Source organism: Candidatus Pelagibacter sp. HIMB1542, assembly GCF_052047835.1.
GTDB lineage: Bacteria > Pseudomonadota > Alphaproteobacteria > Pelagibacterales > Pelagibacteraceae > Pelagibacter.
The window spans coordinates 206,155-229,962 of the sequence record NZ_JBNAJB010000002.1; the positions used below are offsets into that span (position 1 = coordinate 206,155).

Annotated in this window: 27 protein-coding genes; 18 read left to right on the forward strand and 9 right to left on the reverse strand. The window is 28.5% G+C overall.

The features are described from left to right. Positions 1-14: 14 nt before the first annotated feature. From ACTTBI_RS05355 to ACTTBI_RS05365, 3 genes are all read left to right on the forward strand, one after another. Positions 15-731, forward strand: a complete 717-nt coding sequence (locus ACTTBI_RS05355) for a uracil-DNA glycosylase (protein ID WP_440653004.1) — start codon at positions 15-17, stop codon at positions 729-731. Further along, positions 731-1,291, forward strand: a complete 561-nt coding sequence (locus ACTTBI_RS05360) for a ribonuclease HII (protein WP_440653005.1) — start codon at positions 731-733, stop codon at positions 1,289-1,291. Before ACTTBI_RS05355 ends, ACTTBI_RS05360 begins: the two co-directional genes overlap by 1 nt. A 104-nt stretch (positions 1,292-1,395) precedes the next feature. Next, positions 1,396-2,466: a site-specific DNA-methyltransferase gene (locus ACTTBI_RS05365; RefSeq protein WP_440653006.1), complete on the forward strand. Its 1,071-nt coding sequence runs from the start codon at positions 1,396-1,398 to the stop codon at positions 2,464-2,466. Here ACTTBI_RS05365 and ACTTBI_RS05370 read toward each other — a convergent pair. Then, a complete protein-coding gene (locus ACTTBI_RS05370) occupies positions 2,463-3,608 on the reverse strand; it encodes a salicylate 1-monooxygenase (protein ID WP_440653007.1) in 1,146 nt (381 codons plus the stop codon). The two genes, ACTTBI_RS05365 and ACTTBI_RS05370, sit on opposite strands and share 4 nt — an antisense overlap. Continuing rightward, entirely contained in the window at positions 3,605-4,591 is a 987-nt protein-coding gene (locus tag ACTTBI_RS05375; RefSeq protein ID WP_440653008.1) for an A/G-specific adenine glycosylase, read from the reverse strand. Before ACTTBI_RS05375 ends, ACTTBI_RS05370 begins: the two co-directional genes overlap by 4 nt. Between ACTTBI_RS05375 and ACTTBI_RS05380 the strand changes: the two genes are divergently transcribed. The 15 genes from ACTTBI_RS05380 to rnhA are packed head-to-tail and all read left to right on the forward strand — an operon-like array spanning position 4,592 to position 17,261. Then, positions 4,592-5,080 (forward strand): DUF721 domain-containing protein, encoded by a 489-nt coding sequence (locus ACTTBI_RS05380; RefSeq protein WP_440653009.1) that lies wholly within the window; start codon positions 4,592-4,594, stop codon positions 5,078-5,080. Beyond that, positions 5,077-5,655 carry a thioredoxin domain-containing protein gene (locus ACTTBI_RS05385; RefSeq protein ID WP_440653010.1) on the forward strand — a complete coding sequence of 193 codons (579 nt, stop codon included), beginning with the start codon at positions 5,077-5,079 and terminating at the stop codon, positions 5,653-5,655. Before ACTTBI_RS05380 ends, ACTTBI_RS05385 begins: the two co-directional genes overlap by 4 nt. Before the next feature lie 8 nt (positions 5,656-5,663). Next, on the forward strand, positions 5,664-8,237 hold the full coding sequence (locus tag ACTTBI_RS05390; RefSeq protein ID WP_440653011.1) for a chromosome segregation SMC family protein: 2,574 nt from the start codon (positions 5,664-5,666) through the stop codon (positions 8,235-8,237). Positions 8,238-8,246: 9 nt separating this feature from the next. Further along, a complete protein-coding gene (locus ACTTBI_RS05395) occupies positions 8,247-8,522 on the forward strand; it encodes an AtpZ/AtpI family protein (protein WP_440653013.1) in 276 nt (91 codons plus the stop codon). 9 nt (positions 8,523-8,531) lie between these two features. Continuing rightward, on the forward strand, positions 8,532-9,266 hold the full coding sequence (locus tag ACTTBI_RS05400) for a F0F1 ATP synthase subunit A (RefSeq protein WP_075506408.1): 735 nt from the start codon (positions 8,532-8,534) through the stop codon (positions 9,264-9,266). Positions 9,267-9,283: 17 nt separating this feature from the next. After that, the gene (locus ACTTBI_RS05405; RefSeq protein WP_006997791.1) at positions 9,284-9,511 is read left to right on the forward strand and encodes a F0F1 ATP synthase subunit C; all 228 of its coding nucleotides are present in this window, start codon (positions 9,284-9,286) and stop codon (positions 9,509-9,511) included. Positions 9,512-9,515: 4 nt separating this feature from the next. Further along, positions 9,516-10,106 carry a F0F1 ATP synthase subunit B family protein gene (locus ACTTBI_RS05410; RefSeq protein ID WP_440653014.1) on the forward strand — a complete coding sequence of 197 codons (591 nt, stop codon included), beginning with the start codon at positions 9,516-9,518 and terminating at the stop codon, positions 10,104-10,106. Further along, positions 10,081-10,593 (forward strand): F0F1 ATP synthase subunit B family protein, encoded by a 513-nt coding sequence (locus ACTTBI_RS05415; RefSeq protein ID WP_428080956.1) that lies wholly within the window; start codon positions 10,081-10,083, stop codon positions 10,591-10,593. The genes ACTTBI_RS05410 and ACTTBI_RS05415 overlap by 26 nt, the downstream gene beginning before the upstream one ends. Positions 10,594-10,632: 39 nt before the next feature. Further along, positions 10,633-12,093, forward strand: coding sequence for a phytoene desaturase family protein (gene crtI, locus ACTTBI_RS05420; RefSeq protein WP_440653015.1), 1,461 nt, complete (start codon positions 10,633-10,635; stop codon positions 12,091-12,093). Position 12,094: 1 nt separating this feature from the next. After that, entirely contained in the window at positions 12,095-12,946 is an 852-nt protein-coding gene (locus ACTTBI_RS05425) for a phytoene/squalene synthase family protein (protein WP_440653017.1), read from the forward strand. Next, positions 12,933-13,997, forward strand: a complete 1,065-nt coding sequence (locus ACTTBI_RS05430) for a lycopene cyclase family protein (protein ID WP_440653018.1) — start codon at positions 12,933-12,935, stop codon at positions 13,995-13,997. Before ACTTBI_RS05425 ends, ACTTBI_RS05430 begins: the two co-directional genes overlap by 14 nt. Further along, the gene (locus tag ACTTBI_RS05435) at positions 13,998-14,945 is read left to right on the forward strand and encodes a Brp/Blh family beta-carotene 15,15'-dioxygenase (RefSeq protein WP_440653019.1); all 948 of its coding nucleotides are present in this window, start codon (positions 13,998-14,000) and stop codon (positions 14,943-14,945) included. Continuing rightward, complete coding sequence (gene ispH / locus ACTTBI_RS05440) at positions 14,926-15,870, forward strand: 4-hydroxy-3-methylbut-2-enyl diphosphate reductase (RefSeq protein ID WP_440653021.1); 945 nt, start codon at positions 14,926-14,928, stop codon at positions 15,868-15,870. The genes ACTTBI_RS05435 and ispH overlap by 20 nt, the downstream gene beginning before the upstream one ends. After that, on the forward strand, positions 15,871-16,836 hold the full coding sequence (locus ACTTBI_RS05445) for a homoserine kinase (RefSeq protein WP_440653023.1): 966 nt from the start codon (positions 15,871-15,873) through the stop codon (positions 16,834-16,836). Continuing rightward, complete coding sequence (gene rnhA, locus ACTTBI_RS05450) at positions 16,836-17,261, forward strand: ribonuclease HI (protein WP_440653025.1); 426 nt, start codon at positions 16,836-16,838, stop codon at positions 17,259-17,261. Before ACTTBI_RS05445 ends, rnhA begins: the two co-directional genes overlap by 1 nt. Here the strand turns inward: rnhA and ACTTBI_RS05455 are convergent. The 7 genes from ACTTBI_RS05455 to ctaD form a co-directional block, all read right to left on the reverse strand. Beyond that, positions 17,253-17,738 carry a peroxiredoxin gene (locus ACTTBI_RS05455; protein ID WP_440653027.1) on the reverse strand — a complete coding sequence of 162 codons (486 nt, stop codon included), beginning with the start codon at positions 17,736-17,738 and terminating at the stop codon, positions 17,253-17,255. The genes rnhA and ACTTBI_RS05455 overlap by 9 nt on opposite strands. Next, entirely contained in the window at positions 17,735-19,117 is a 1,383-nt protein-coding gene (gene thrC / locus ACTTBI_RS05460) for a threonine synthase (RefSeq protein WP_440653029.1), read from the reverse strand. The genes ACTTBI_RS05455 and thrC overlap by 4 nt, the downstream gene beginning before the upstream one ends. Further along, positions 19,117-19,770 carry an SURF1 family protein gene (locus ACTTBI_RS05465; RefSeq protein WP_440653030.1) on the reverse strand — a complete coding sequence of 218 codons (654 nt, stop codon included), beginning with the start codon at positions 19,768-19,770 and terminating at the stop codon, positions 19,117-19,119. The genes thrC and ACTTBI_RS05465 overlap by 1 nt, the downstream gene beginning before the upstream one ends. A gap of 10 nt (positions 19,771-19,780) precedes the next feature. Next, positions 19,781-20,569 carry a cytochrome c oxidase subunit 3 gene (locus ACTTBI_RS05470; protein ID WP_075506420.1) on the reverse strand — a complete coding sequence of 263 codons (789 nt, stop codon included), beginning with the start codon at positions 20,567-20,569 and terminating at the stop codon, positions 19,781-19,783. Between the two features lie 9 nt (positions 20,570-20,578). Next, positions 20,579-21,112: a cytochrome c oxidase assembly protein gene (locus tag ACTTBI_RS05475; protein WP_440653032.1), complete on the reverse strand. Its 534-nt coding sequence runs from the start codon at positions 21,110-21,112 to the stop codon at positions 20,579-20,581. A gap of 118 nt (positions 21,113-21,230) precedes the next feature. After that, positions 21,231-22,142, reverse strand: coding sequence for a heme o synthase (gene cyoE / locus ACTTBI_RS05480; protein ID WP_440653033.1), 912 nt, complete (start codon positions 22,140-22,142; stop codon positions 21,231-21,233). A 30-nt stretch (positions 22,143-22,172) separates the two neighbouring features. Continuing rightward, the gene (ctaD, locus tag ACTTBI_RS05485) at positions 22,173-23,807 is read right to left on the reverse strand and encodes a cytochrome c oxidase subunit I (RefSeq protein WP_440653035.1); all 1,635 of its coding nucleotides are present in this window, start codon (positions 23,805-23,807) and stop codon (positions 22,173-22,175) included. Position 23,808: the final 1 nt, after the last annotated feature.

Sequence of the window (23,808 nt, forward strand, 5' to 3'; positions counted from 1 at the left end):
TTAATCCTTGTAAGGTGAAAAAATTGATAAATCAAAACGACAAAATAAACGAAGAATTAATAAATACAATAGAAACCAATTTTGTATTTGATAAAAAACCTATTAATAGGTTTTCTGAGGTCAAAAAAAAAAGTGATATCAATCAAAGAAATAAACAAGATTTATTAGAAAATCTAAAGAAACAATTAAATTCAATTGAAAATTGCAAACTAAGAAATAATTCCAAAAATATTGTTCTTGGAGAAGGAAATATTGATAGTCCTATAATGTTAATAGGAGAAGCTCCAGGTGAAATTGAAGACAAAGTTGGAAACCCTTTTAAAGGAGAGAGTGGAGAGCTTTTAGACAAAATGTTAATAGCAATAAATATTAAAAGAGAAAATATTTATACAAGTTATGCAATAAATTTTAGACCACCAGAGGATAGAAAACCAACTTCACAAGAAATTAAACGTTACTCAAACTTTTTAAAAGAACATATATCTATTATTGATCCCAAAATTATAATTTTAATGGGTAGTACAGCTATGGAAGCTGTTACTGGGATTAATGAAAAAATATCTTCAGAAAGAGGTAAATGGAAGGAAATAATTTTAAATAAAAATACTTATCCTTTAATGATAACTTTTAACCCTTCTTATTTAATTAGATATCCGGATAACAAAAAATATTCATGGGAAGATTTAAAAAAAATAAGAGAAAAAGTTAAAGAGTTAAAATTAACAATCTAATGAAATTAATAGCTGGTGTTGATGAGGTAGGCAGAGGTAGTTTAATAGGTCCTGTTTATGCTGCTGCTGTCATTCTAAAAAAATCTGTGGATCCAAAAATTTTAAAAGACTCAAAAGTGTTGAGTAAAAAAAAGAGAGAATACCTTTTTAATTATATTAAAAAAAATTCAATTTGGTCATTAGGCAAAGCTTCTGTTAGTGAGATTGAAAAACTCAATATACTAAATGCAAGTTTACTAGCTATGAAAAGAGCTATATTAAAATTAACAAAAAAACCAACTCTTATTCTAATAGATGGAAACAAAATTCCAAAATTAAAAAATTATAAATTAAAATCGATCATAAAGGGTGATAAAAAAATTCCCTCAATTTCAGCAGCCTCTATAATAGCAAAGGTATCAAGAGATAGATTAGTTGCTACTCTATCAAAAAAAAATAAAGGTTATCATTGGGATAAAAATTTTGGATATGGAACCAAACAACACTTACAAGCATTAAAGAAACTAGGCATAACCAAACATCATAGAAAAACTTTCTCTCCTATATCTAGATTAACTTAATACTACATCTAGTTATCATTAAAATTCGATACACAAATCGAATCCAATTTTTTCAATCACAGGTTGACCGAAGAATCCATTTGGAGTCTAATTAATTTTTACAAATGAAATCTGATTTTAAAAATAAAATAATTAACGGAGACAGTCTCGAAGAATTAAAAAAAATTCCACGTGAAACTTTTGATTTAATTTTTGCTGACCCTCCATATAATTTACAATTGAAAGGTAAATTGACTAGACCAGATAGATCTAAAGTCAGCGCTGTAAACGACAAGTGGGATCAATTTGAAAATTTTAAAAAATACGATGAGTTCACGTATGAATGGCTTAATGAATGCAAAAGGATTTTGAAAAAAGATGGAGCTATTTGGGTTATAGGTAGTTACCATAATATTTTTAGAGTAGGAACCGCAATACAAAATTTAGGTTTCTGGATACTAAATGATGTCATCTGGAATAAAAATAATCCAATGCCTAACTTTAGAGGCACAAGATTTACAAATGCTCATGAGACTTTAATTTGGGCTTCGAAGAGTGAAAAATCAAAATACACATTCAATTATCAGTCTTTGAAATGTTTAAATGATGATCTCCAGATGAGATCTAATTGGAGTCTTCCTATTTGTAGTGGTTCTGAACGACTTAAAAAAAATGGAAAAAAAATTCACTCTACTCAAAAACCAGAATCACTTTTACATAGAATTTTACTAGCTACATCAAATAAAAATGATCTAGTTCTTGATCCTTTTTTAGGTTCTGGAACTTCTGCTGCAGTTGCAAAAAAACTAGGGAGAAATTATTTTGGTATAGAAAAAGAAAAGAATTATTTTAAAGCTGCTGAGGAACGTTTAAAGGCTACCAAACCAATTGAAGATGATTTATTAGATACACTTAAAAATAACAGATCAAAACCAAGAATTCCATTTGGATCGTTGGTAGAGCTTGGAATAATTAAGCCTGGAACAAATATTTTTGATAACAAGAAAAAAATAACAGCAAGAATAATGGCTGATGGTAGCATCAAACACAACCAAGCGGAAGGTTCTATTCATAAAGTTGCAGCTACTATTTTGGGAGCTGAAAGCTGTAATGGTTGGACATTTTGGCATTGTGATATTAATGGACGAACCTACCCAATCGATTACTTGAGACAAAGATTAATTTCTAAAAATTAATCTTTATAAATTTTACCTAAATAACTTTGCAGAAATTTTTTATTTTTTGTCAAAAGCTTTAAAAATATATTTCTAAAAAAGATCATAATCGGATTTGATAAATGAAAAGCAAATTGATTAAAATCAGATCTTCTATTAATCATTTTTACTCTCTCTAATCTAGAATTATAAAAATCATTTTTTTGGTTAATTATAACTTCATGTAATTGATTAGCTCCTTCTATTGATTGTGAGGCTCCTTGAGCAAAAGAAGGAGAGAATGCAAAAAAAGCATCTCCAACTAAATAAATTTTTTTTGGAGGAATAAATGGATTTTTACTTACAAACACTGGAAACAATTTTATATCTTCAAGGCTCTGAAATACTTTTGATGAAATTTTTTCGGATAATTTTTCTTTAATGCTCTCAATAAATGTACTTTCATTACAAAGATTGTGGTTTTTTTGCTGATCAGAATTTAACTTATTCTTCAATATCCCAATAAAATTAAAATTTTTATCATTATTAAGTGGATATAATACATAATGAAAATCTGATCCTAAAAATAAAGAAACATTCTCCTCGTTTATATTATCAAGACTTTCTTTGGATACACTGGCTCTAACAGCGATAGTGTTATTGTAAATTGGTTCTGAATTATTATTTGAAATTAATGACTTTCCTTTTGAAAATACACCATCTGAAATAACTAAATGATCACAAGTTATTTTTTCTTTATCAAAAGTTAAATTTATTAAATCATTACTGTATTCTATGTTGTCTAAACTGCAGTTAAACTGGATTGTATTTTTATCCAGTCGATTTATTAGGAACTGAAGTAATTTTGATCTTTTCAATGTTGTATACTTACAATCATCAGAATTAAATTCTGAAATATTTAAATCACAAATTTTCTTTGAATTTTTAATTTGATAAAAGTCAATTTTTTTTGGATTAAATTTCTCTTTGTCTGACAAGGAAGAGAAGCCTAATTTGTTTAATAACTTTACGCTATTAACAGATAATTGAATGCCATAACCTTCCCCTATTTCTAATGAGGTTTTTTTTTCATAAATTGTGACCTGATAATCTTTATTTCCTTTAAATAAGTTGGCTATAAACAGACCCGAAATACCTGCACCAATAATTGCTATTTTTTTCATTTTTGACTTTCTAAAAATTTTATTATCTTTTTGGTAAATGTTGGAATTACATAATTTTCAAGCTTTGCAGGATTTATCCAATTAATATTTTTGTCAAAGTTATGCTTCTTTTTATATTCAATTTTAATATTCATATTCATATTAGATATTTTAACATTTAAATCTTTATCAAAATTTTTAGGATTATTTAATTGATCCATTGGAAAAATATTTAAATTTTTTAAAAAATTAAATTTATTATTTTTGATTAATAAATATTGATTATTTTTTTTATAAACATTCAATTTATAATATGTTTCCTTGTTAATTTTCTTTAATTTCACTAAATCAAAATTTTTATTTTTAAATGCTTTGCAATTATTAGATAGTGGACATTTATTACAATTAGGGTTTGTAGGTTTACAAATTAATGCACCCAGTTCCATCAAAGCTTGCGCATAATCGCTTGATCTTTTTGTCGATGTCCCAAAAATTTTTTTTTGATCTTGTAAGAATTCTTTTTTAATTTGACTTTGTTTCTTTAAATACATATATCTTTTTAATACTCTTTCAATGTTTCCATCTAAAGGAATTATTGGTTTGTTAAATGCGATTGCTGAAATTGCACTCGCTGTATAATCGCCAATACCTGGTAATGATTTTAATTCATAAAAATCTCTAGGTATTTTTTTATTGAATTTTTTAACAATTATTTGAGCAGTTTTTTTTAAATTTCTTACTCTTGAATAATATCCAAGACCTTCCCAAAGTTTGGTTAATTTTCTATCATTATATTTTGATAACTTTTCAATATTAGGAATATTTTTAATAAATCTATTAAAATAAGGTATCACAGTAGCAACCTGAGTTTGTTGCAACATAAACTCGCTAACCAATGTAAAGTATTGTTTCTTTTCTTGTGAAACCTTATTTCTCCAAGGTAAAGATCTCTTATTTATATCGTACCAATTGAGAATTTTATTTGTTATTATTAGATCTTTCATATGCAATTTAAAAATAATACTAAGCAGAGAAATACTAGCATTCAAGGATTAAGATCTTTCAAAGACACTTTGCCAAAAAATCTAAAAAAAATTATTAATAAAAAAGGTCAGATATATTCAGAAACACTCAGTAATTGGAAATATTTAGTCGGGAATGAATTGTTTAAAGTCTGTTTCCCAAAAACATTCAAAAACTCAAATCGATTTGGTATGAGTACTTTAGTTGTAATGGTTAAAAGGGGCCATGAAGTAGATGTAGAATATTCAAAAAAAAACATTTTAGATAAAATGAATAATTTTTTTGGCTACGATGTTGTTGAAAAGCTCAAATTTATTAGCTTTGATGACGAACAAAAAACTAGCAGTTTGAATGAAATTAAATCTAATAATGTGGCAATTAGTAAATATCGAGATAAAATCAAAGATGTTAAAAACGAAAAGATTAAAAAATCATTAACAGAATTAACAAAAGTTTATAAAGAAAAATGAAAAAAATTATATTACTTGCCATAATTGTTTTAGGAAGCTTTTCAAATTTAAACGCTGAAGAAATAAAAAGAATTATTGTTGGAAATAAAGACGCAAAAATAACTATAATTGCGTTTGAGTCACTAACTTGCAGCCATTGTGCTAATTTTCATAAAAACGTTTATCCAGAACTTAAAAAAGAATATCTGGACAAAGGGCTTGCAAAAATAGAGTTCAGACACTTTCCTTTAGATATTGCTGCCTTCAATGCTTCAAAAATTGCTCAATGTAAAAATGATGGTAATGCTGATATTTTGGAAAGTTTATATGCTAACCAACAAAAATGGGTTAAAGGAAGCTCCATCGAAGAAGCAAATAAAAATCTAGAAATATTTTTAAAAAATGAGGGTTTCTCCATCGATTTTGAATCTTGTGTGAATAACAAAAATATTGAGGATTTTGTGTTAAATGACCGAATAGAGGGTGCAAAAAATTTCAAAGTAAACGCAACCCCTACGATAATAATAAACAACGAAAAATTCGAAAAAAAACTTAATTATAAAAATTTGAAAAAAGCACTAGAAAAAATGATATAAGTTAGTGCATGGAGTTTAAAAAAATCCAATTAAATGGATTTAAATCATTTGCTGAAAAAACAAATTTCTTAATAGAAGAAGGCCTTACTGGAATAGTTGGTCCTAACGGCTGTGGAAAGTCTAACATAGTTGAATCTTTGAGATGGGTAATGGGAGAGACCTCTGCAAAAAGTATGAGAGGTTCAGGAATGGAAGATGTAATTTTTTCAGGTACATCTAATAAAGCATCAAAAAATATTGCTGAAGTTTCGATAGAAGTAGAGAACAAAGAAAAAGAAGGTCCCATTCAGTATCGTGAATTAGAAAACATTCAAGTTAGACGAAAAATTGAAAAAGATAAGGGTTCTAAATTTTATATTAATGACAAAGAGGTAAGAGCAAGAGATGCTCAAATGTTTTTTGCAGATCTTTCAACGGGCGCACATTCCCCTTCTATGATTAGCCAAGGAAGAATTGGAGCTTTAGTGACAGCAAAACCTACTGACAGAAGAGCAATACTTGAGGAGGCAGCTGGAATTTCTGGTTTACATGTAAGAAGACATGAAGCTGAACTTAGACTCGGCGCTGCTGAAAATAATTTAAAAAGAGCTGATGAATTACGAAGGCAACAAGAAAAACAACTGGCAAATCTTCAAAAACAAGCTGAAGAAGCTACAAAATACAAATTAATTTCGGAAGAAATAAAAAAAATAGAGGCTGGTCTATATTATCTAAGATTATTGGATATCGATAAGGATATAAGAATAGAAAATGAAATTAATACAGAGGCAGGAGGTGAAGTTGAAAGTTTCAACAATCAGATATCCGAACTTGAAAACTTAATAAAAACTTCAACCGATAAAGTTGCTCCACTTAGAGAAAAAAATATTGAGAATTTATCAAGAATACAGAGACTTAATTTGGAACTACAGAACCTAGATGAGGAAAATACTAGAATTCAAGATGAAATTGAAACAATTAAGAAATCAATAAAGACTTTAGACGAAGACATATCAAGAGAAAATGGAATTATTATTGATGCTAACTCTAATGAAAAAAGATTAAAGGAAGAAAAGTCAGACTTAATTGAAGTAGATTCAAAATATTTTGAAACAGAAAAGTTATCAAACGAAGATCTAGAAAATGCAAAAAATGAACTAGAAAGAGAGCAAAAAGAAGTTGATGAAGTTGTTAATAATTTAGCTGACGATACAATTAAAATAAGCATTGGTCCTATAAAGAATGTAAAAAATTCAATTACTAGAGCAAAAGAATTAATTGATAATAATGAGATAAATCAAGCAGTTACATTACTCGATAGATGTAATATGGAATTAGACAATTTTATTAATGATTTAAAAAATGAAAAATCAAGAACAGAACTATTAAGTGTAAATGAGAAATCTCAAAATATAAAAATACTACAAGAAAAATATGCTGATGCATATAGTAAAAATCAGTCGATAAAGAATGAATCGGTAAAAAGAAATGAAAGAATAAAAACAATAGAGACTGAGATAGAAAGCTGGAAAAATCTTTTATCCAATTCAGAAAAAATGGTAAATGAATTAACTGAAAGAAAAAATAAATTATCTAAACAATTAAATGATTTAGAAAATCAGCCAAGAGTACAAGCAGAAAGAAAAGGTCAAATTTCAGAAAATTTAAGAATTTCTGATGAAGAAAAAATAGAGAACGAAAAAATTATAGAAGAAACTGATAAAAAAATTGAAACTTTAAGAGCTCAACTAAATGAGATACAAGAGCAATCAATTCAAATTAGAGAGCGAAAAGCTAGCTCAGGTGCAACCATAGAAGGTTTACAAAAAAGAAAAAATGATTTGCTTGATAGGATTAATACAGAATTAAATTTAACAGAAGAAAATATTTTAGAAAATTCAAATTTATTTGGAGTTGAAGAACTTCCAAATCATGTTGATCAAGAAGATGCATTAGATAAAAAAAAACAACAAAGAGATCAATTAGGTTCTGTAAATTTAAAAGCAGATGAGGAAACTAGTAAGTATGAAGAAGAAATAAAAAAAATGGAACAAGATCGTAGTGACCTAGTTACCGCAATTGTTAAACTTAAAGATAGTATTGATGAGCTAAATCAAAAAGGAAGGGAAAGACTTGTTGAGGCATTTGAAAAAGTTAACAGAAAATTTAATGAGGTTTATACAAAACTTTTTAATGGAGGAAATGCCAAGCTTGAATTAGTAGACTCTGATGATCCATTAGAAGCTGGTTTAGAAATGTTGGTCAGTCCACCAGGAAAAAGGCTTCAATCTATAACTTTATTATCTGGTGGTGAACAAGCACTAACTGCCCTATCTTTGATATTTGCAGTATTTTTAACTAACCCTTCTCCAATTTGTGTTTTAGATGAGGTGGATGCTCCTCTTGATGATGCTAACGTTACAAGATTTTGTAGCTTGCTAGAGGAATTAATTAAAATTACTAACACTAAATTTATAATTGTTACTCACCACGCCTTAACAATGTCTAAAATGAACAGGCTATATGGGGTAACTATGCCACAAAAAGGGATAAGCCAACTGGTAGCTGTAGACCTTCAAAAAGCAGAAAGTATGGTTGCTTAACCAGAATAAATGGCAAAAGACCCTTTTAAAACTCGCTTAGAGATTGCAAAAAGCAAGATTTCTAAGAAAAATCTTTATAACAAGAAGTATAATCCCTCGCCTATTGGAACTGCATTCAAATTGAGCACAGAACTTGTTTCTGCAGTGGCCGTCGGGACAATTATTGGGTTTATTTTTGACAAGACCTTTGGTACTAAACCCTGGTTTATATTAATATTTTTTTTTGTTGGGGTGGTCGCTGGAATAACAAACGTGATTAGATCAGCAAAAAAGATGCAAAAATAAGTTAGTACTATGGCAGCAAACCCGATGTCCCAATTCGATGTTTATAGAATTGGACCTGAAATAAAAGTTGGAGCATTTGATATATCTTTTACAAACGCAAGTTTGTTTATGATTATAAGTACTGTTTCTATTTTATTAATTTTTAATTTGGGATCTAAGAAAAATTCAATCTTACCAAATAAAATTCAATTATTAGCGGAACTTAGCTACACCTTTGTTGCTAAAATGATTAGTGATACAGCTGGTTCTAAAGCAAAACCATATTTTGCATTTATTTTTTCATTGTTCATGTTTGTTTTATTTTGCAACATGTTTGGAATGATACCGTACACATTCACTGTAACTAGTCATATTATCGTTACATTTGTTCTTGCTGCATTTATCTTTATTGGCGTAACAGTAATTGGATTTATTAAACATGGTTTTGGATATTTAAAATTGTTTGTACCAAGTGGAGTACCAGCAGTATTACTTCCTTTAATAGTAGTTATTGAAATTATTTCTTATTTAAGTAGACCAATAAGTCTATCAGTTAGATTATTTGCAAATATGATGGCTGGTCATACAATGATGAAAGTTTTCGGAGGCTTTGTAATTAGTCTTGGAATAGTTGGTGGATGGCTTCCACTAAGTTTTTCGGTTGCATTAACTGGTTTGGAGATATTAGTTGCTTTTCTTCAAGCATATGTTTTTGCAATTTTAACCTGCATCTATTTAAATGATGCATTAAATTTACACCATTAATAACAGAGGAGGATATAATGGAATTAGAAGCAGCAAAAATGATCGGAGCAGGTTTAGCAGCAATAGCTTTAGCTGGTGCCGGTGTTGGTATTGGAATAATTTTTGGAAATTATTTATCAGGTGCTATGAGAAACCCATCAGCAGCTCAGAAACAATTTCCTAACCTACTTTTAGGTTTTGCACTTGCTGAAGCAACAGGATTATTTGGATTAGTTGTTGCATTGATTATTTTATTTGCGTTTTAAGTTAATGGTCAAAAAAATATATCTTCATCTGGTATTTTTAAGCTTCTTTTTTATCAAAGAAGCTTTTGCCGCTGAAAGTGGAGGTATGCCTCAATTAAATCCAGAGTTTTGGGTTTCTCAGATTTTCTGGTTGGTACTTACTTTTGGGATAATGTATTTGGTTTTATCCAAACTAATCCTTCCAAAAATTAGTAACAACTTAGAATCTAGAAAATCTCAAATTCTAGAAAATATTGAGGCAGCTGAAAAACAAAGAGAAGATAGTGAAACCAAACTTAAAGAATATGATCAAATAATTTTAAAAAGCAAAACTGAAGCTAATGCTATGTTTAATCAAGCAAGAGAAAAGGCAGTTAAAGATATAAATGCTAAAAGAGACGTTCTTGATAAACAAATAGATGACGAAATAGCTAAAGCGGAAAAAGAAATCCAAGCTTTAAGAGATAATGCACCTGATAAAATAAATAAAATTGCTATAGAAACATCATCCGAGTTACTTCAAAAACTTATTGGTGCTGAAGTAAATAATAGCAGTATATCAGCAATTGTTGACGATCTATCTAGAAGAAATGGAGATAAATACTATGGCAATTGATGCAACTTTCTGGGTAGCAATTTCATTTGTAATCTTCATCGGAGTTTTAGTTTACTTTAAAATTCCACAAAAAGTTTCTCAAATGCTTGATGGTATGATTTCTGATATCAAAAATGAGATAGATGAAAGTGAAAAATTGAGAACAGAAGCAAAAACTTTGCTCGATAATGCTCAAAAAAAATTAGATACCGCTACTTCAGTAAGTAATGAAATTTTGGAGAATGCAAAAAAAGAGTCGGATAAATTAATAATAGATTTAAATGATAAATTTCATAAATCATCAGAAATTAAAAAAAGTTTAGCTGAAAATAAAATTAGCCAAATGAAAGAGGCTGCATTGAAAGAAATAAAAGATGCTTCAATCAAAATAGCGGTAGATTCAGTAAAAAAAATCATAACTACATCAGTTGATAAATCTAAACTGGATGCTGTATTTCAAAAAAATTTAGAAGAAACTAAAGAACAGCTAAAAAAAATAAACTCATAATACGGTTACAATTTCCTTAAAAAGCTATAAATTACAGCAATGAATTCTATAGTTATTGGATCTGGATTTGGTGGTATTGCTGCAGCAATTAGACTAAGAGCCAAAGGACATAAAGTAAAATTAATAGAAAAACATTCAGATCTAGGTGGAAGAGCTAGAGTTTTCAAAAAAGATGGTTTTACCTTTGATGCTGGGCCAACAGTAATAACAGCTCCATATTTAATTAACGAACTATTCAGTTTGTTTTCTAAAAATCCTGAGGACTACATAAAACTAACCCCACTTAAAATTTGGTATCAATTTATTTTTGAGGACCAAACTAAATTTAATTACTCAGGTGATGAAATAGAAATGAAAAAACAAATTGAAAATTTAAATCAAGAAGATGTTAAGGGTTATGAAAATTTAGTAAATTTTACCAAAAAAATTTTTGAGAAAGGATTTTTAGAACTTGCAGATGTTCCATTTGATAGACCCTTTTTTATGATGAAACAGCTGCCAGCATTATTAAAACTTAAGAGTTATAAATCAGTTTATTCATTAGTATCGTCTTATGTAAAAAATGAAAAATTAAGAAGGATGCTTAGTATGCATCCACTTTTGGTTGGTGGTAATCCATTCACAACTACCTCAATTTATGGGCTAATTCTTTATTTAGAAAAAAAATGGGGCATTCATTATTCAATGGGCGGTACAGGAAATATAATTAAAGGATTTGAAAAGTTAATGGAGGAAATAGAAATCAAAATAATAAAAAATACTGAGGTAAAAGAAATTATTACTAAGAATAATAAAATTACTGGTGTTGTAGTTGACAATGAAGAGATTATCAAAGCTGATAATGTTATTTGTAATGCCGACCCTCCTGCTTTTTATGAAAAGATGACTAATAAAAACTTAAAAAACTCAATGCTGTTTGATTGGAAACAAAAGAGGATGGATTACTCAATGGGTTTATTTGTTTATTATTTTGGAACCAAAAAAGTCTATGAAAACGTTGAGCATCATACAATTAAATTTGGAAACAAATATAAAGAACATCTGGATGATATTTTTGATCATAAAAAATTAAATAACGATATTAGCTATTATCTACATAGACCTTCTGCAACAGATAAGAGCATGGCTCCTGAGGGTAGTGATTGTTTTTATGTATTGGTTCCAGTTCCAAATAATCAATCAAATATAGATTGGCAAATAAAAGGTGAAAAAATGAAAAATCTTGTGATTGATAAAATGGAAAATGATTTAATGCCAAATCTTAGAGATAATATTGTATCAGACTTTTATCTTACACCTGATTATTTTGAGAAAGAACTAAATACAAAATATGGATCAGGTTTTTCAATTCAGCCTAAATTCACTCAATCAGCTTATTTTAGATTTCATAATAAATCAGAGATTTATGATGGTTTATATTTTGTTGGTGCTGGAACTCACCCAGGTGCGGGAGTACCAGGAGTACTTTCATCAGCAAAAGTATTAGATAAATTGATCTAGAATGTTAACTAAAAATTATTTATCAACATATGCAAAATCATTTAATTGGGCTGGTTTTTTTTTACCAAAAAAAACTTATGACAAATGTTCTGCGCTTTATGATTTTTGTAGAGAAGTGGATAATATTGCAGATGATCCAGCAAAATTAGAAGACAAAATAATTAAATTTGAAAACTTTAAAAAAGATTTTTTAAATAAAAACTTTAAAAACATTGTTATTAAAAATATTTGGGAACTTATAGATGAATTTAATATTTCAACAAAAGTAATTAATGATTTATTTGATGGGATTAATTCAGATATTAAAGAAAGAGTGGAATTAAAATCAAAAAAAGAGTTATTAATTTACTCTTATAGAGTAGCAGGTACAGTTGGTTTAATGATGGCAAAAATTTTAAAAGTTAATAAGACAGATTCCTTGAAATCAGCTATCGATCTTGGAATAGCAATGCAGCTTACCAATATTTCAAGAGACGTAATTGAAGATAAAAATAATAAAAGAATTTATATCAATGAAAATTTCAACGATATCAAATCTACCATTTCTTTATCTGAAAGATTTTATGAAAATTCTTTTTACTCAATTAAAGAAATACCTTTAAGTTTCAGATTCTCTATTTTAGTTGCAAGGCGAGTCTACAGAAAAATTGGACACAAAATAATTAATAAAAATAATTTAGAAAATTATAAAAATTCTGGAAAAATTTATGTAACAAAAATTGAAAAAATTATTGAAACTTTTTTATCAATATTTGATTTAATAATTTTAACATTTACAAATAAAAATGATAATAACATTGAACATGATCATTCATTAATTAATGAAGAGATAAATTTAAATGAAAGATTTTGATTATATAATTATCGGTGGTGGTTGTGCAGGTTTGTCTTTGGCTTATGAACTTGAAATTTCTGATAAATTAAAAAATAAATCTTTGGCTATAATTGAGCCTAGGGACGAATATAAAAGAGACAAAACTTGGTCATTTTGGAAAGTATTTCCACATAATTTTGATGATTGTGTAAAAAAAAGTTGGAATAATTTTTCTATAAACATTCCTAATGATACAAAGTTTATTGATTGCAAGCTAACACCTTATCAATCTATAGATACTGGAAAATTTTATGACAAAATTCTTTCAAAACTTAAATTAAATGAAAATATAAAATTTTTTAAGAATATTAATAATATTGAATTATCAAATTCAATAATTTTTAACAGCGTTCCAAATTTTGAAAATAAGACAAATAATTTGTGGCAACATTTTTGTGGTGTAGAAATTGAAACAGAAAAAGATTTTTTTGATGACCAAATATTTAACTTAATGGATTTTGCGTGTGATCAAAAAAATGAGATTCATTTTTTTTACACTTTACCTTTTTCAAAAAAAAGTGCTCTTGTGGAAACTACCTGGATATCAAATTTAAGTAATGAAAATATAAAAGATTATGATAATCAAATAGATCAATACTTAAAAAACCATTTAAATATCAGAAATTATAAAATCAATTTTAAAGAAGAAGGCTCTATACCTTTATTTAGAAATAAAAATCTAAAAAAATTAAATGAAATATATATTGGATCAGCCGGTGATATGACAAGATTAAGCACGGGTTATACTTTTTTAAATATTCAGGAACACAGCAAATATATAACAGAAAACATTGAAAATATTTCTAAAGCTAAATTGTTTAAAATTAAGAAAAAATATGATTTTTTGGACAATATTTTTTTGAAAGTTTTAAGAAATAACTCTTCAGATATGGGGGAAATTTTTTTTAAAATGTTCAATAGTTCACCTAAGACTGCTATTAATTTCTTATCTAATAAAAGTAATTTTTTTGAAGATTTAGAAATAATTTTAAAAATGCCTAAATGGAAATTTTTAAAAGAATTATTTTAAATGACTAATCAATTAATTAAAAAAATTAACCTTAATCATTCATTTATATTTTTTTTGCTAATTAATCTATTTTCTGTTGTGATGTTTAAATTAAATTATTTAGATATTTCATCATCAATATGCTTATTTTTAATTTTAACTATTGGAGTTTCACACGGTGCATTAGATAATATTAAAGGTAAAAAACTTCTTAAATTGTTTAATTTTGAAAGAATATATATTTTCTATATCTTTTATATTTTTATAGCGGTTTGCGTCATTATTATTTGGTCACTCTTACCTGCAACCACACTGTTAGTTTTTCTTATAGTGGCAGCATTTCATTTTGGTAAAGAAGATACACAATTTTTAATAAACAAAAAATCGTACTTAATTCAATTATTATACCTTTTAAAAGGATCGCTCATAATTCTTGCCCCGCTTTTTTTTCATTTTGATGATACTGTGAAAATATTCAAATCATTACTTGTTGTTAATGAAAATTTTTATTTATTCTTAGAATTTTTAGAAGAAAAAAAGATAATCGAGATATCAATTATTTTGAGTTCATTATCAAGTGTATTTTTATTTATAGATAAGTTTGAATTAAAAAAATTCACTATTTTTTTTGATTATTTCTCAATTATAATTTTAAATTACTACTTTACTCCTTTAACAGCTTTTACAATTTATTTTTGTTTTTTACATTCTGTGAGGCACTCTATTTCGCTTGCGATCGACCTTGATGAAAACAATCTCCAAAATGGACTAAAATTATTTATTTTAAAGGCTTTACCACTTACTCTTTTAACAATCTTTATTTCAATAATTGTATTATTTTTGTTAAATGACGTTAATTATTTAGATGATGCAATCTTAAAACTAATTTTTATTGGTTTGGCGTCTTTAACCTTTCCACATATATTGCTGGAATATTTTTTAGGGAAAAATGAAAAACAAACAAATTAAAATTTTACTTTCTGCTCCAAGAGGTTTTTGTGCTGGTGTTGAGAGAGCTATAGAGATTGTAGAAAAATCTATTCAAAAATATGGATCGCCAGTTTATGTTAGACACGAAATCGTTCATAACAAGCATGTTGTTGATAATTTAAAAAATAAAGGTGCTATCTTTGTTGAAGAATTAGAGGAAATTAATGACAAATCTAGACCTGTTATTTTTTCTGCGCACGGTGTTCCAAAAAAAATACCAGAAGATGCTGAAAATTATAAAATGAATTATGTAGATGCTACTTGTCCACTAGTTTCTAAAGTTCATAGAGAAGCGGAAAACTTAAATAAAGCTGGTTATCATATTATTTTGATTGGACATGAGAACCATCCAGAAGTAATAGGCACTATGGGCCAATTACCTAAAGGATCTATTGATTTGGTTCAAAATGAAGCTGAAGCAATGGAGTATAAAACCAATCATAAAGAAAAATTGGCCTATATAACTCAAACAACACTATCCGTTGATGACACTCAAGAAATAATAAAGATTTTGAAAGATAGATTTGCAAACATTAAAGAGCCAGCAAAAGAGGATATTTGTTATGCAACAACTAATAGACAAATGGCAGTAAAAAATATTGCAAAAGAGTGTGATATGTTTTTTGTAATAGGTAGTAGAAACTCTTCAAATTCAGTTAGACTTGTTGAAGTAGCAAAAAAATCAGGTTGTCAAAATTCACAACTTTTTCATTCTGAAAGTGAAATTCCTTTTGATCAAATACAGAATTCAAATACTATTGGTATATCATCAGGAGCATCAGCACCCGAAATTCTTGTAGAAGATTTTATTAATGAATTAAAAAAAAAATTTTCTATAAATGTTGAGGAAGTAGAAATTATAAAAGAAAATGTGGTCTTTAAAGTTCCTAACAAATTAAATTAAATGGCTGTATATACAAAAATAAATCAGAGTGATATCGATATAATAAACAACAAGTTTAAGATTGAAAAAATTTTAAGTTTCCAAGGAATTACTAAAGGAATTGAAAATACAAATTACATTTTAAAATCCAAAAATAAAAAGTTTATTCTCACAATTTTTGAGAAGAGAGTTCTTCCAAAAGAGATACCTTTTTTTATGAAATTAATGGATCATTTAAATGATTCAAAAATTAATTGCCCAAGACCACTTAAAACTAAAGACAAAAATTACTTAATTAAACTAAAAAATAAAACAGCCTGTATTGTCACTTTCTTAAGTGGAAAAGATAAAAAGAAAGTTAACGAAAGTGACTGCTATGCTATTGGAAAAGCAGTAGCTAAAATGCATATGGTTACTAAGAAGATAAAATTTACTAGAAAAAATTCAATGGGTGTAAAATATTTAAAACCTTTACTCCAGAGTATTAAATTTAAATCAAATAAAGGATCAAATTTGAAAAAATTTTTATTTAATAATTTTAATGATATTAAAAAAAATTGGCCAAAAAAACTTCCTTCTGGAATTATACATGGTGATTTATTCGTAGATAATATTTTTTTTGATAAAAATAAGCTGTCGGGAATTATAGACTTTTACTTTGCTGCTAACGATTACTATATGTATGAAATAGCAATCTGTATTAATGCACTATGTTTTGATGAAAAAAATAAAAAATTTGTAATTAATAAAAAGAAAGTTGATAAATTAATCAAGGGCTATAACGTTGTTAAGAAAATTAAATTAAATGAAAAAGACAATTTAAATATTTTGTGTAGAGGTGCTGCTCTTAGATACCTGTTAACTAGACTATATGATTACACAAATACTCCAAAAACAGCATTAATCAAAATTAAGGATCCAAACGAATATTATCAAAAACTTATTACCCATAACAACTTGAATAGTTTTAAAGATTATTTGATTTAATGATTAAAATTTATACTGATGGCTCATGTTTAAAAAATCCAGGAAATGGTGGATGGGCAGCAATAATATGTACTGATAATGAAGTGAAAAAGATAAGTGGAAGTGAAAAAGATACAACAAATAATAGAATGGAATTAATGGCGACAATCAATGCATTAAAAGAAGTAAATTCTGAAGATTTGATAGAAATCTACACAGATTCTAAATATGTTAAAAATGGAATTACTGATTGGATCCACAATTGGATTAAAAATAATTGGAAAACATCTAATAAAGAAGATGTTAAAAATAAAGATTTATGGGTTCAATTGCATGATTTGAATAATAATTTTAAGATTAAGTGGAACTGGATTAAAGCTCATGCTGGAAATCCACTAAATGAAGAAGTTGATTTATTAGCTAAAAAAGCTGCAAGTCTAGATTAATTTAAAGAAATTTTCTGCTGCTGAGATTTCACAAGATCCAGTATCTGCTTCTTCCTGAATTTTAATAACCTTCATGTTATCAACAAACATCGTGTATCTATTAGATCTAATTCCTAAACCTCTGCCACTTTTATCAACATCTGCTCCAATTTCTTTTGTGAAATTAAGAAATGGGTCGCCCATCATAACAATTTTTTCACCTACATCATTTTGTTTACCCCAAGCATTCATCACAAAGGGATCATTTACTGAAATACAAATTATATGATCAATACCTTTTTCTTTATATTGATCATACATCTTAATATATCCTGGCAAATGTTTAGCAGAACATACAGAAGTATATGCCCCAGGCAGTCCAAATATTACAACTTTTTTGTCTTTAAAAAAATCCTCTATATTTTTTTTTACAGGCTCTCCATCTTGAAGAACAAAAATTTCTGAATTTGGTAGGTTATCGTTTTCTTTTATTTTCATTTGGATCTATCTTTAATATGTTCTTTTACTTTTTCAATATCATTTTCAAGAATATCATAATTTTCTTTCTCATTTAATATAAATTGAAGTTCATTTGGTAACTCAGCTTTAATATTTATAGCGCTTTGAATTGCATCAGGAAACTTACATGGATGTGCTGTTGCTAGCACAATATTATTGCCATAGAGATTGTGTTTATCAAAAGCTCCATAACCGATTGCAGTATGAGGGTCTAAAACAATATTAAATTCTTGATAAACAGACTTAATAATATCAAGTGTTTCGGTCTCACTCATTCTTGCTGATAAGAAATCGTGATTAATTAAATTTAACTTTTCTTTATCAATTGAATATTTTCCTTCTTCTTTAATTTTCATCATATCTTTTGATGTTTGTTCTGAATTCTTATTATTCAAATCAAAAATAAGTCTCTCAAAGTTACTTGCGATCTGTATATCCATACTAGGAGAAATGGTTTCGGAAACAGTTTCAGCCTCGTAATTACCGTTTGAAATAGCTCTATGGAGAATGTCATTTTGATTTGTTGCAACAATCAATTTATTTATTGGCAAACCCATTTTTTTAGCTAAGTAACCAGCATATACATCTCCAAAATTCCCAGTTGGTACTGAAAAATTAGTAGGTTTAGTGTGATCTTCAATTAAATAATAGCTGTAAAAATAATAAACACATTGAGCAATAATTCTTGCCCAGTTGATTGAATTTACACCTGACATATTAATATCTTGAGAAAATTTTGTGTCAGAAAACATTGATTTAACTAAGTTTTGGCAGTCATCAAAATTTCCTTTAATAGCGATATTAAATACATTTTCATGTTTTCCTGTAGTCATGATTTTTCGCTGAACAGAAGAAACTCGATTATCAGGATGTAGTACAAAAATATTTAAATTTTCTTTTCCTTTTATTGCATCTATAGCTGCTGCCCCTGTATCTCCAGATGTGGCAACTACAATATTAATTTTTTCTTTTTGCTTGCTTAAATAAAATTCATAAAAATTTCCAAGAAGTTGCATAGCAACATCCTTAAAGGCTAATGTTGGGCCATGAAATAACTCTAAGACTGATCGATCTCCTATTTTTATGAAATCAATTACATTTTCTCTCCTAAAAACAGAATAAGATTTATCAATTATTTTAGACAATTCATCCTTATCCATAAAATTTCCTATAAAAGGAAAAATAATTTTTTTTGCTAAATCTGAATAATTTAGTGATCTCAATTCTTGAATTTCTTTTTCACTATAGTTTGGAAGTGAACTGGGAATAAACAAACCCCCATCATCAGCAAGACCTTTGATAAAAACATCCTTAAATTCGTATGTTTTTGAAGTATTTCTAGTACTGATGTATCTCATTAATAATTTTTTTTTCTAAAATATAAATATATTAAAAGAATTGAAATCGCCATCGAAAACCAAGTAATTGCATACTTTTTGTGGTTATTTGAAATTTTAGCAGTGATCACTCTTGGTCTTGGGTTTTCGTAGTTACCGTTTAAATAAATAATATATTTTGAAAAGTTTTTTCCTGTAAATTTTAAAATATCTTCCCGATCTAGTGTGAACCAATAATTTTTATCTACTTCATTCCTGGGTTTGAATGAGCTTGATTTTGATTGAAGCATTAAAGTACCAATAATATTTTTTTGATCAACAACATTAATCTCTGGTTTGTTTTTTTGTTCAAAAGATATCCAGCCTCTATTAATTAAATAATCTTCATTTCCAACTTTAATTGGGTTAATAACTTCAAATCCAGGTTTACCAGTTTCGTTAAGATTATAGAGATAAATTTGTTTTTTAAAATCAATTTGTCCTGATGTTTTAATTCTTAAATAATTTTTTTTTTCTACATTTTGAAGTTCAACTGGATCAATCTTTAAAGAATTTTCAATTTGATTGATTAGATCTAATTTCCAACTCAACCTATACAATTGCCAAAAGCCTAATGACAATAAAACTAAAATTACAAAATAAACGAAAACTGAAAATAGAAGCTTATTCTTCAAGGATTAAATATTAACTTCCCCAAACGTAGATAGCTGCAAACAAGAATAACCAAACAACATCAACAAAGTGCCAGTACCAAGCAGCTGCCTCAAAACCAAAGTGGTGTTCTTTCGTAAAGTGACCCAATCTTCCTCTCCATAAACAAACAGCAAGAAAAATTGTTCCAACAATTACGTGGAAACCGTGAAAACCTGTTGCCATATAAAATACTGCACCATAAATATGTCCTGAATAATCAAATGTAGCATGATGATATTCGTAAGCCTGTAACAAAGTAAAAAAGAAGCCTAGTGCAACAGTTGCTGTTAATCCTTGAATAAATCCCTTTCTATCGTCTTCTAATAAAGAGTGGTGAGCCCAAGTTACTGTAGTACCAGATAATAATAAAACTAGTGTATTGATTAATGGAATGTCCCATGGATCAAAAGTTTCTATGTCTTGTGGAGGCCAAACATTTCCAACAAACTCATTTGGGAACAAACTTATATCAAAATATGCCCAAAACCATGCAACGAAAAACATAACTTCAGAAGCAATAAATAACGTCATTCCATATCTATGATGGATTTGAACAACTGGAGTATGGTGACCTTGATGTTCAGCTTCAATCACAACATCTCTGAACCACATATAAGCTGCATAAATTACAAGAGCTAATCCCAAATACATTCCCCAAGATACATCATTGTGCATATAAAAAATTGCTCCAATAGCTAGTACCAAGCATGCAAAAGATGTAAATATAGGCCAAGGACTTGGATCTACTAAGTGATAATCATGTTTTTTTTCAGCTGACATATTTTTTAATTATGATTGTTTATAATAATCTGTCGAGAAAAAAGTATACGACATAGTTACATCCTGTAAGTTTTTAACTGTTGGATCATTTACCAGTTCTGGGTCCAAATAAAAAGTCATAATATAAGTTGCCTTCTCACCTGCCTTAAGTTCCTGTTTTTCGAAGCAAAAACAGCCTAATTTACTATAATATTTACCAAAACTTGCAGGCGAAACATTGAAACTAGCAACTCCATAAGTTGTTTCGTCTCCATAGTTCTCAACCTCAAACTCAATTCTATTTACCTGACCAACCTTAACATCAATTACATTTGATTGAGCCTTAAAATCCCAAGTAAGATTGTTTACATTCGTATCAAATCTTACACTCACAACTTTATCTAAAACTATTTTCGGAGCTTCTTTAGATACTTGGGTTGTTCCTCCAAAGCCAGTTACACGACAAAAAAGATCATATAAGGGCACTGCCGCAAAAGATAAACCTAACATTAAACAAAAAATACCTGCTAGAAGTAATGGAGTTAATGTTTTGCTCTTAATCATATCTGCCTATCAAATACGCCAACGTTATATAATGTAAAAACAAACAAAAAAACCATAAAAGCTAAAATTGCTAAAGCAGTAATAATATTTTTTTTCTTTGTTTTTTTATCGGGTGTTATCATAAAATTTTATCTATTAAGAAAAATACAAAAACTAAAAATAAATATAATATGGAGTATCCAAAAATTGTTTTTGCTTTTTTTGCATCAAACTTGTTCTTCTTAAATTTGTAAAGTTCAAAACATAAGTAATTATAATAAATTGTCAAAATTAATGATGGAATTAAAAATACTAGACCAACAAAATTAATTGCATATGGGAAAACAATAACTGGCAACATTATTAACGAATAAACAAATATATTTAATTTTGTGCTTTCAACACCATTAGTCAATGGAAGCATTGGAATATTTGCTTTTTTATAATCATCAGATTTATATAAACTTAGTGCCCAGAAATGTGATGGTGTCCAAAAAAAGATAATTAGAAAGAAAGTTAATGGCTCAAGTGAAAATGAGTTAGTAGCTATAGTCCAACCAATTACAGGAGGTAATGCTCCTGCAGCGCCTCCAATAACTATATTTTGAGGTGTTTTTCTTTTAAGCCAAACGGTATAAACCAGCACATAAAACAAAATTGTAAATAACAACAAAGCTGCTGAAACTGTATTTGCAAAATAATCTAAAGCAACAACAGAAAATATTGATAAAGCGATACCAAAAATCAAAGCTTGGTTTTTATTAACCTTTCCAGTTGGTATAGGTCTTAAACAAGTCCTTGTCATTAATGCATCTAGGTCAGACTCGTACCACATGTTTAAAGCTCCAGCGGCACCAGCTCCAATAGAAACTAAAATAATTCCAATTATTGCATCTTTTGTTGGAATAATATTTGGTGCCATCAACAAACCAACTGCACAAGTAAAAATTACAAGAGACATTACTCTTGGCTTCATGAGTTTAAATAACTCAGAGAAATTGAATACGTCTTCTTGACTTAAATTTCTATTTTTTAACTTAGACTTAATCATTTAATTTTAGGCAGAAAATCTAAATACTTTTTAAGTAGTAGATTTTTCTGCACTCTCTTCATCTTCAAACTTTGGTAATTCATCAAAAGTATGAAAATTTGGAGGAGACGGTACTGTCCACTCTAAAGTTGTTGCCCCCGCACCCCAAGGGTTTTGTGCAGCAGCTTTTTTCTTATAAAATGCATAAATTAGATTTGCGAAAAATACTCCTAAACCAATTACAGAAATATATGATCCAATTGAAGATATATAATTCCAACCAGCAAACGCATCTGGATAATCTGCATATCTTCTAGGCATCCCCGCTAAACCTAAGAAGTGTTGAGGGAAGAAAATTAAGTTTACACCAATAAATGTTAACCAGAAGTGTAATTGACCTAACCATTCTGAATACTCGTAACCACTCATTTTTCCAAACCAGTAATAAAAGCCTGCAAAGATTGCGAACACGGCACCTAAAGATAATACATAGTGGAAGTGAGCAACTACATAGTAAGTATCATGCATTGCTGTATCTACACCTGCATTTGCAAGAACAACACCTGTAACTCCACCGACTGTAAATAAAAATATAAATCCTAAAGCCCAAACCATAGGTGTCTTAAATGATATTGAACCACCCCACATAGTTGCTATCCAAGAAAATATTTTAATCCCCGTCGGAACAGCAATGATCATCGTCGCTGCTAAGAAATAAGCTTTAGTATCTGTACTTAAACCAACTGTATACATGTGGTGAGCCCATACAACGAAACCAACTATTCCAATTGCTACCATTGCATATGCCATACCTAAATATCCAAATACTGGTTTTCTTGAGAATGTTGAAACAATATGACTGATCATTCCAAAACCTGGTAAAATTAAAATGTAAACTTCAGGGTGACCAAAGAACCAAAACAAGTGTTGGAATAATACTGGATCTCCACCTGTTTGAGCATCAAAGAATGCAGTTCCGAAATTTCTATCAGTTAATAGCATTGTGATTGCACCTGCTAACACTGGAAGTGATAAAAGTAATAAGAACGCTGTAACTAAAATTGACCAAGCAAATAAAGGCATTTTATGCAGTGTCATGCCTGGAGTTCTCATATTTAAAATTGTAGTGATAAAGTTTACTGCTCCTAAAATTGAAGACGCTCCTGCTAAGTGTAAACTTAAAATTGCAAAGTCCATTGCTGGACCAGGTTGTCCTGCCGTAGATGATAATGGAGGATAGATTGTCCATCCACCACCAACTCCAGTTTGACCTGGAGGGCCATCCATAAATATAGACATGATTAATAAAATGAATGAAGTTGGTAACAACCAAAATGAAATGTTATTCATTCTTGGAAATGCCATGTCAGGCGCACCAATCATAATTGGTACAAACCAATTTCCAAAACCACCAATCATTGCTGGCATAACCATAAAGAAGATCATAATTAAACCATGACCTGTAACTAAAACGTTATATAAATGATAATTTCCACCTAAAATTCCATCACCTGGGTGCATCAATTCCATTCTCATTAAAACTGAGAATGCAGTTCCGATCACACCTGCAACAATTGCAAATATAAGGTACATTGTACCGATATCTTTGTGATTAGTTGAATACGCCCAACGTTTCCAACCAGTTGGTGTATGATGATCGTCATGTGATGCAGTTTGTGTATACATA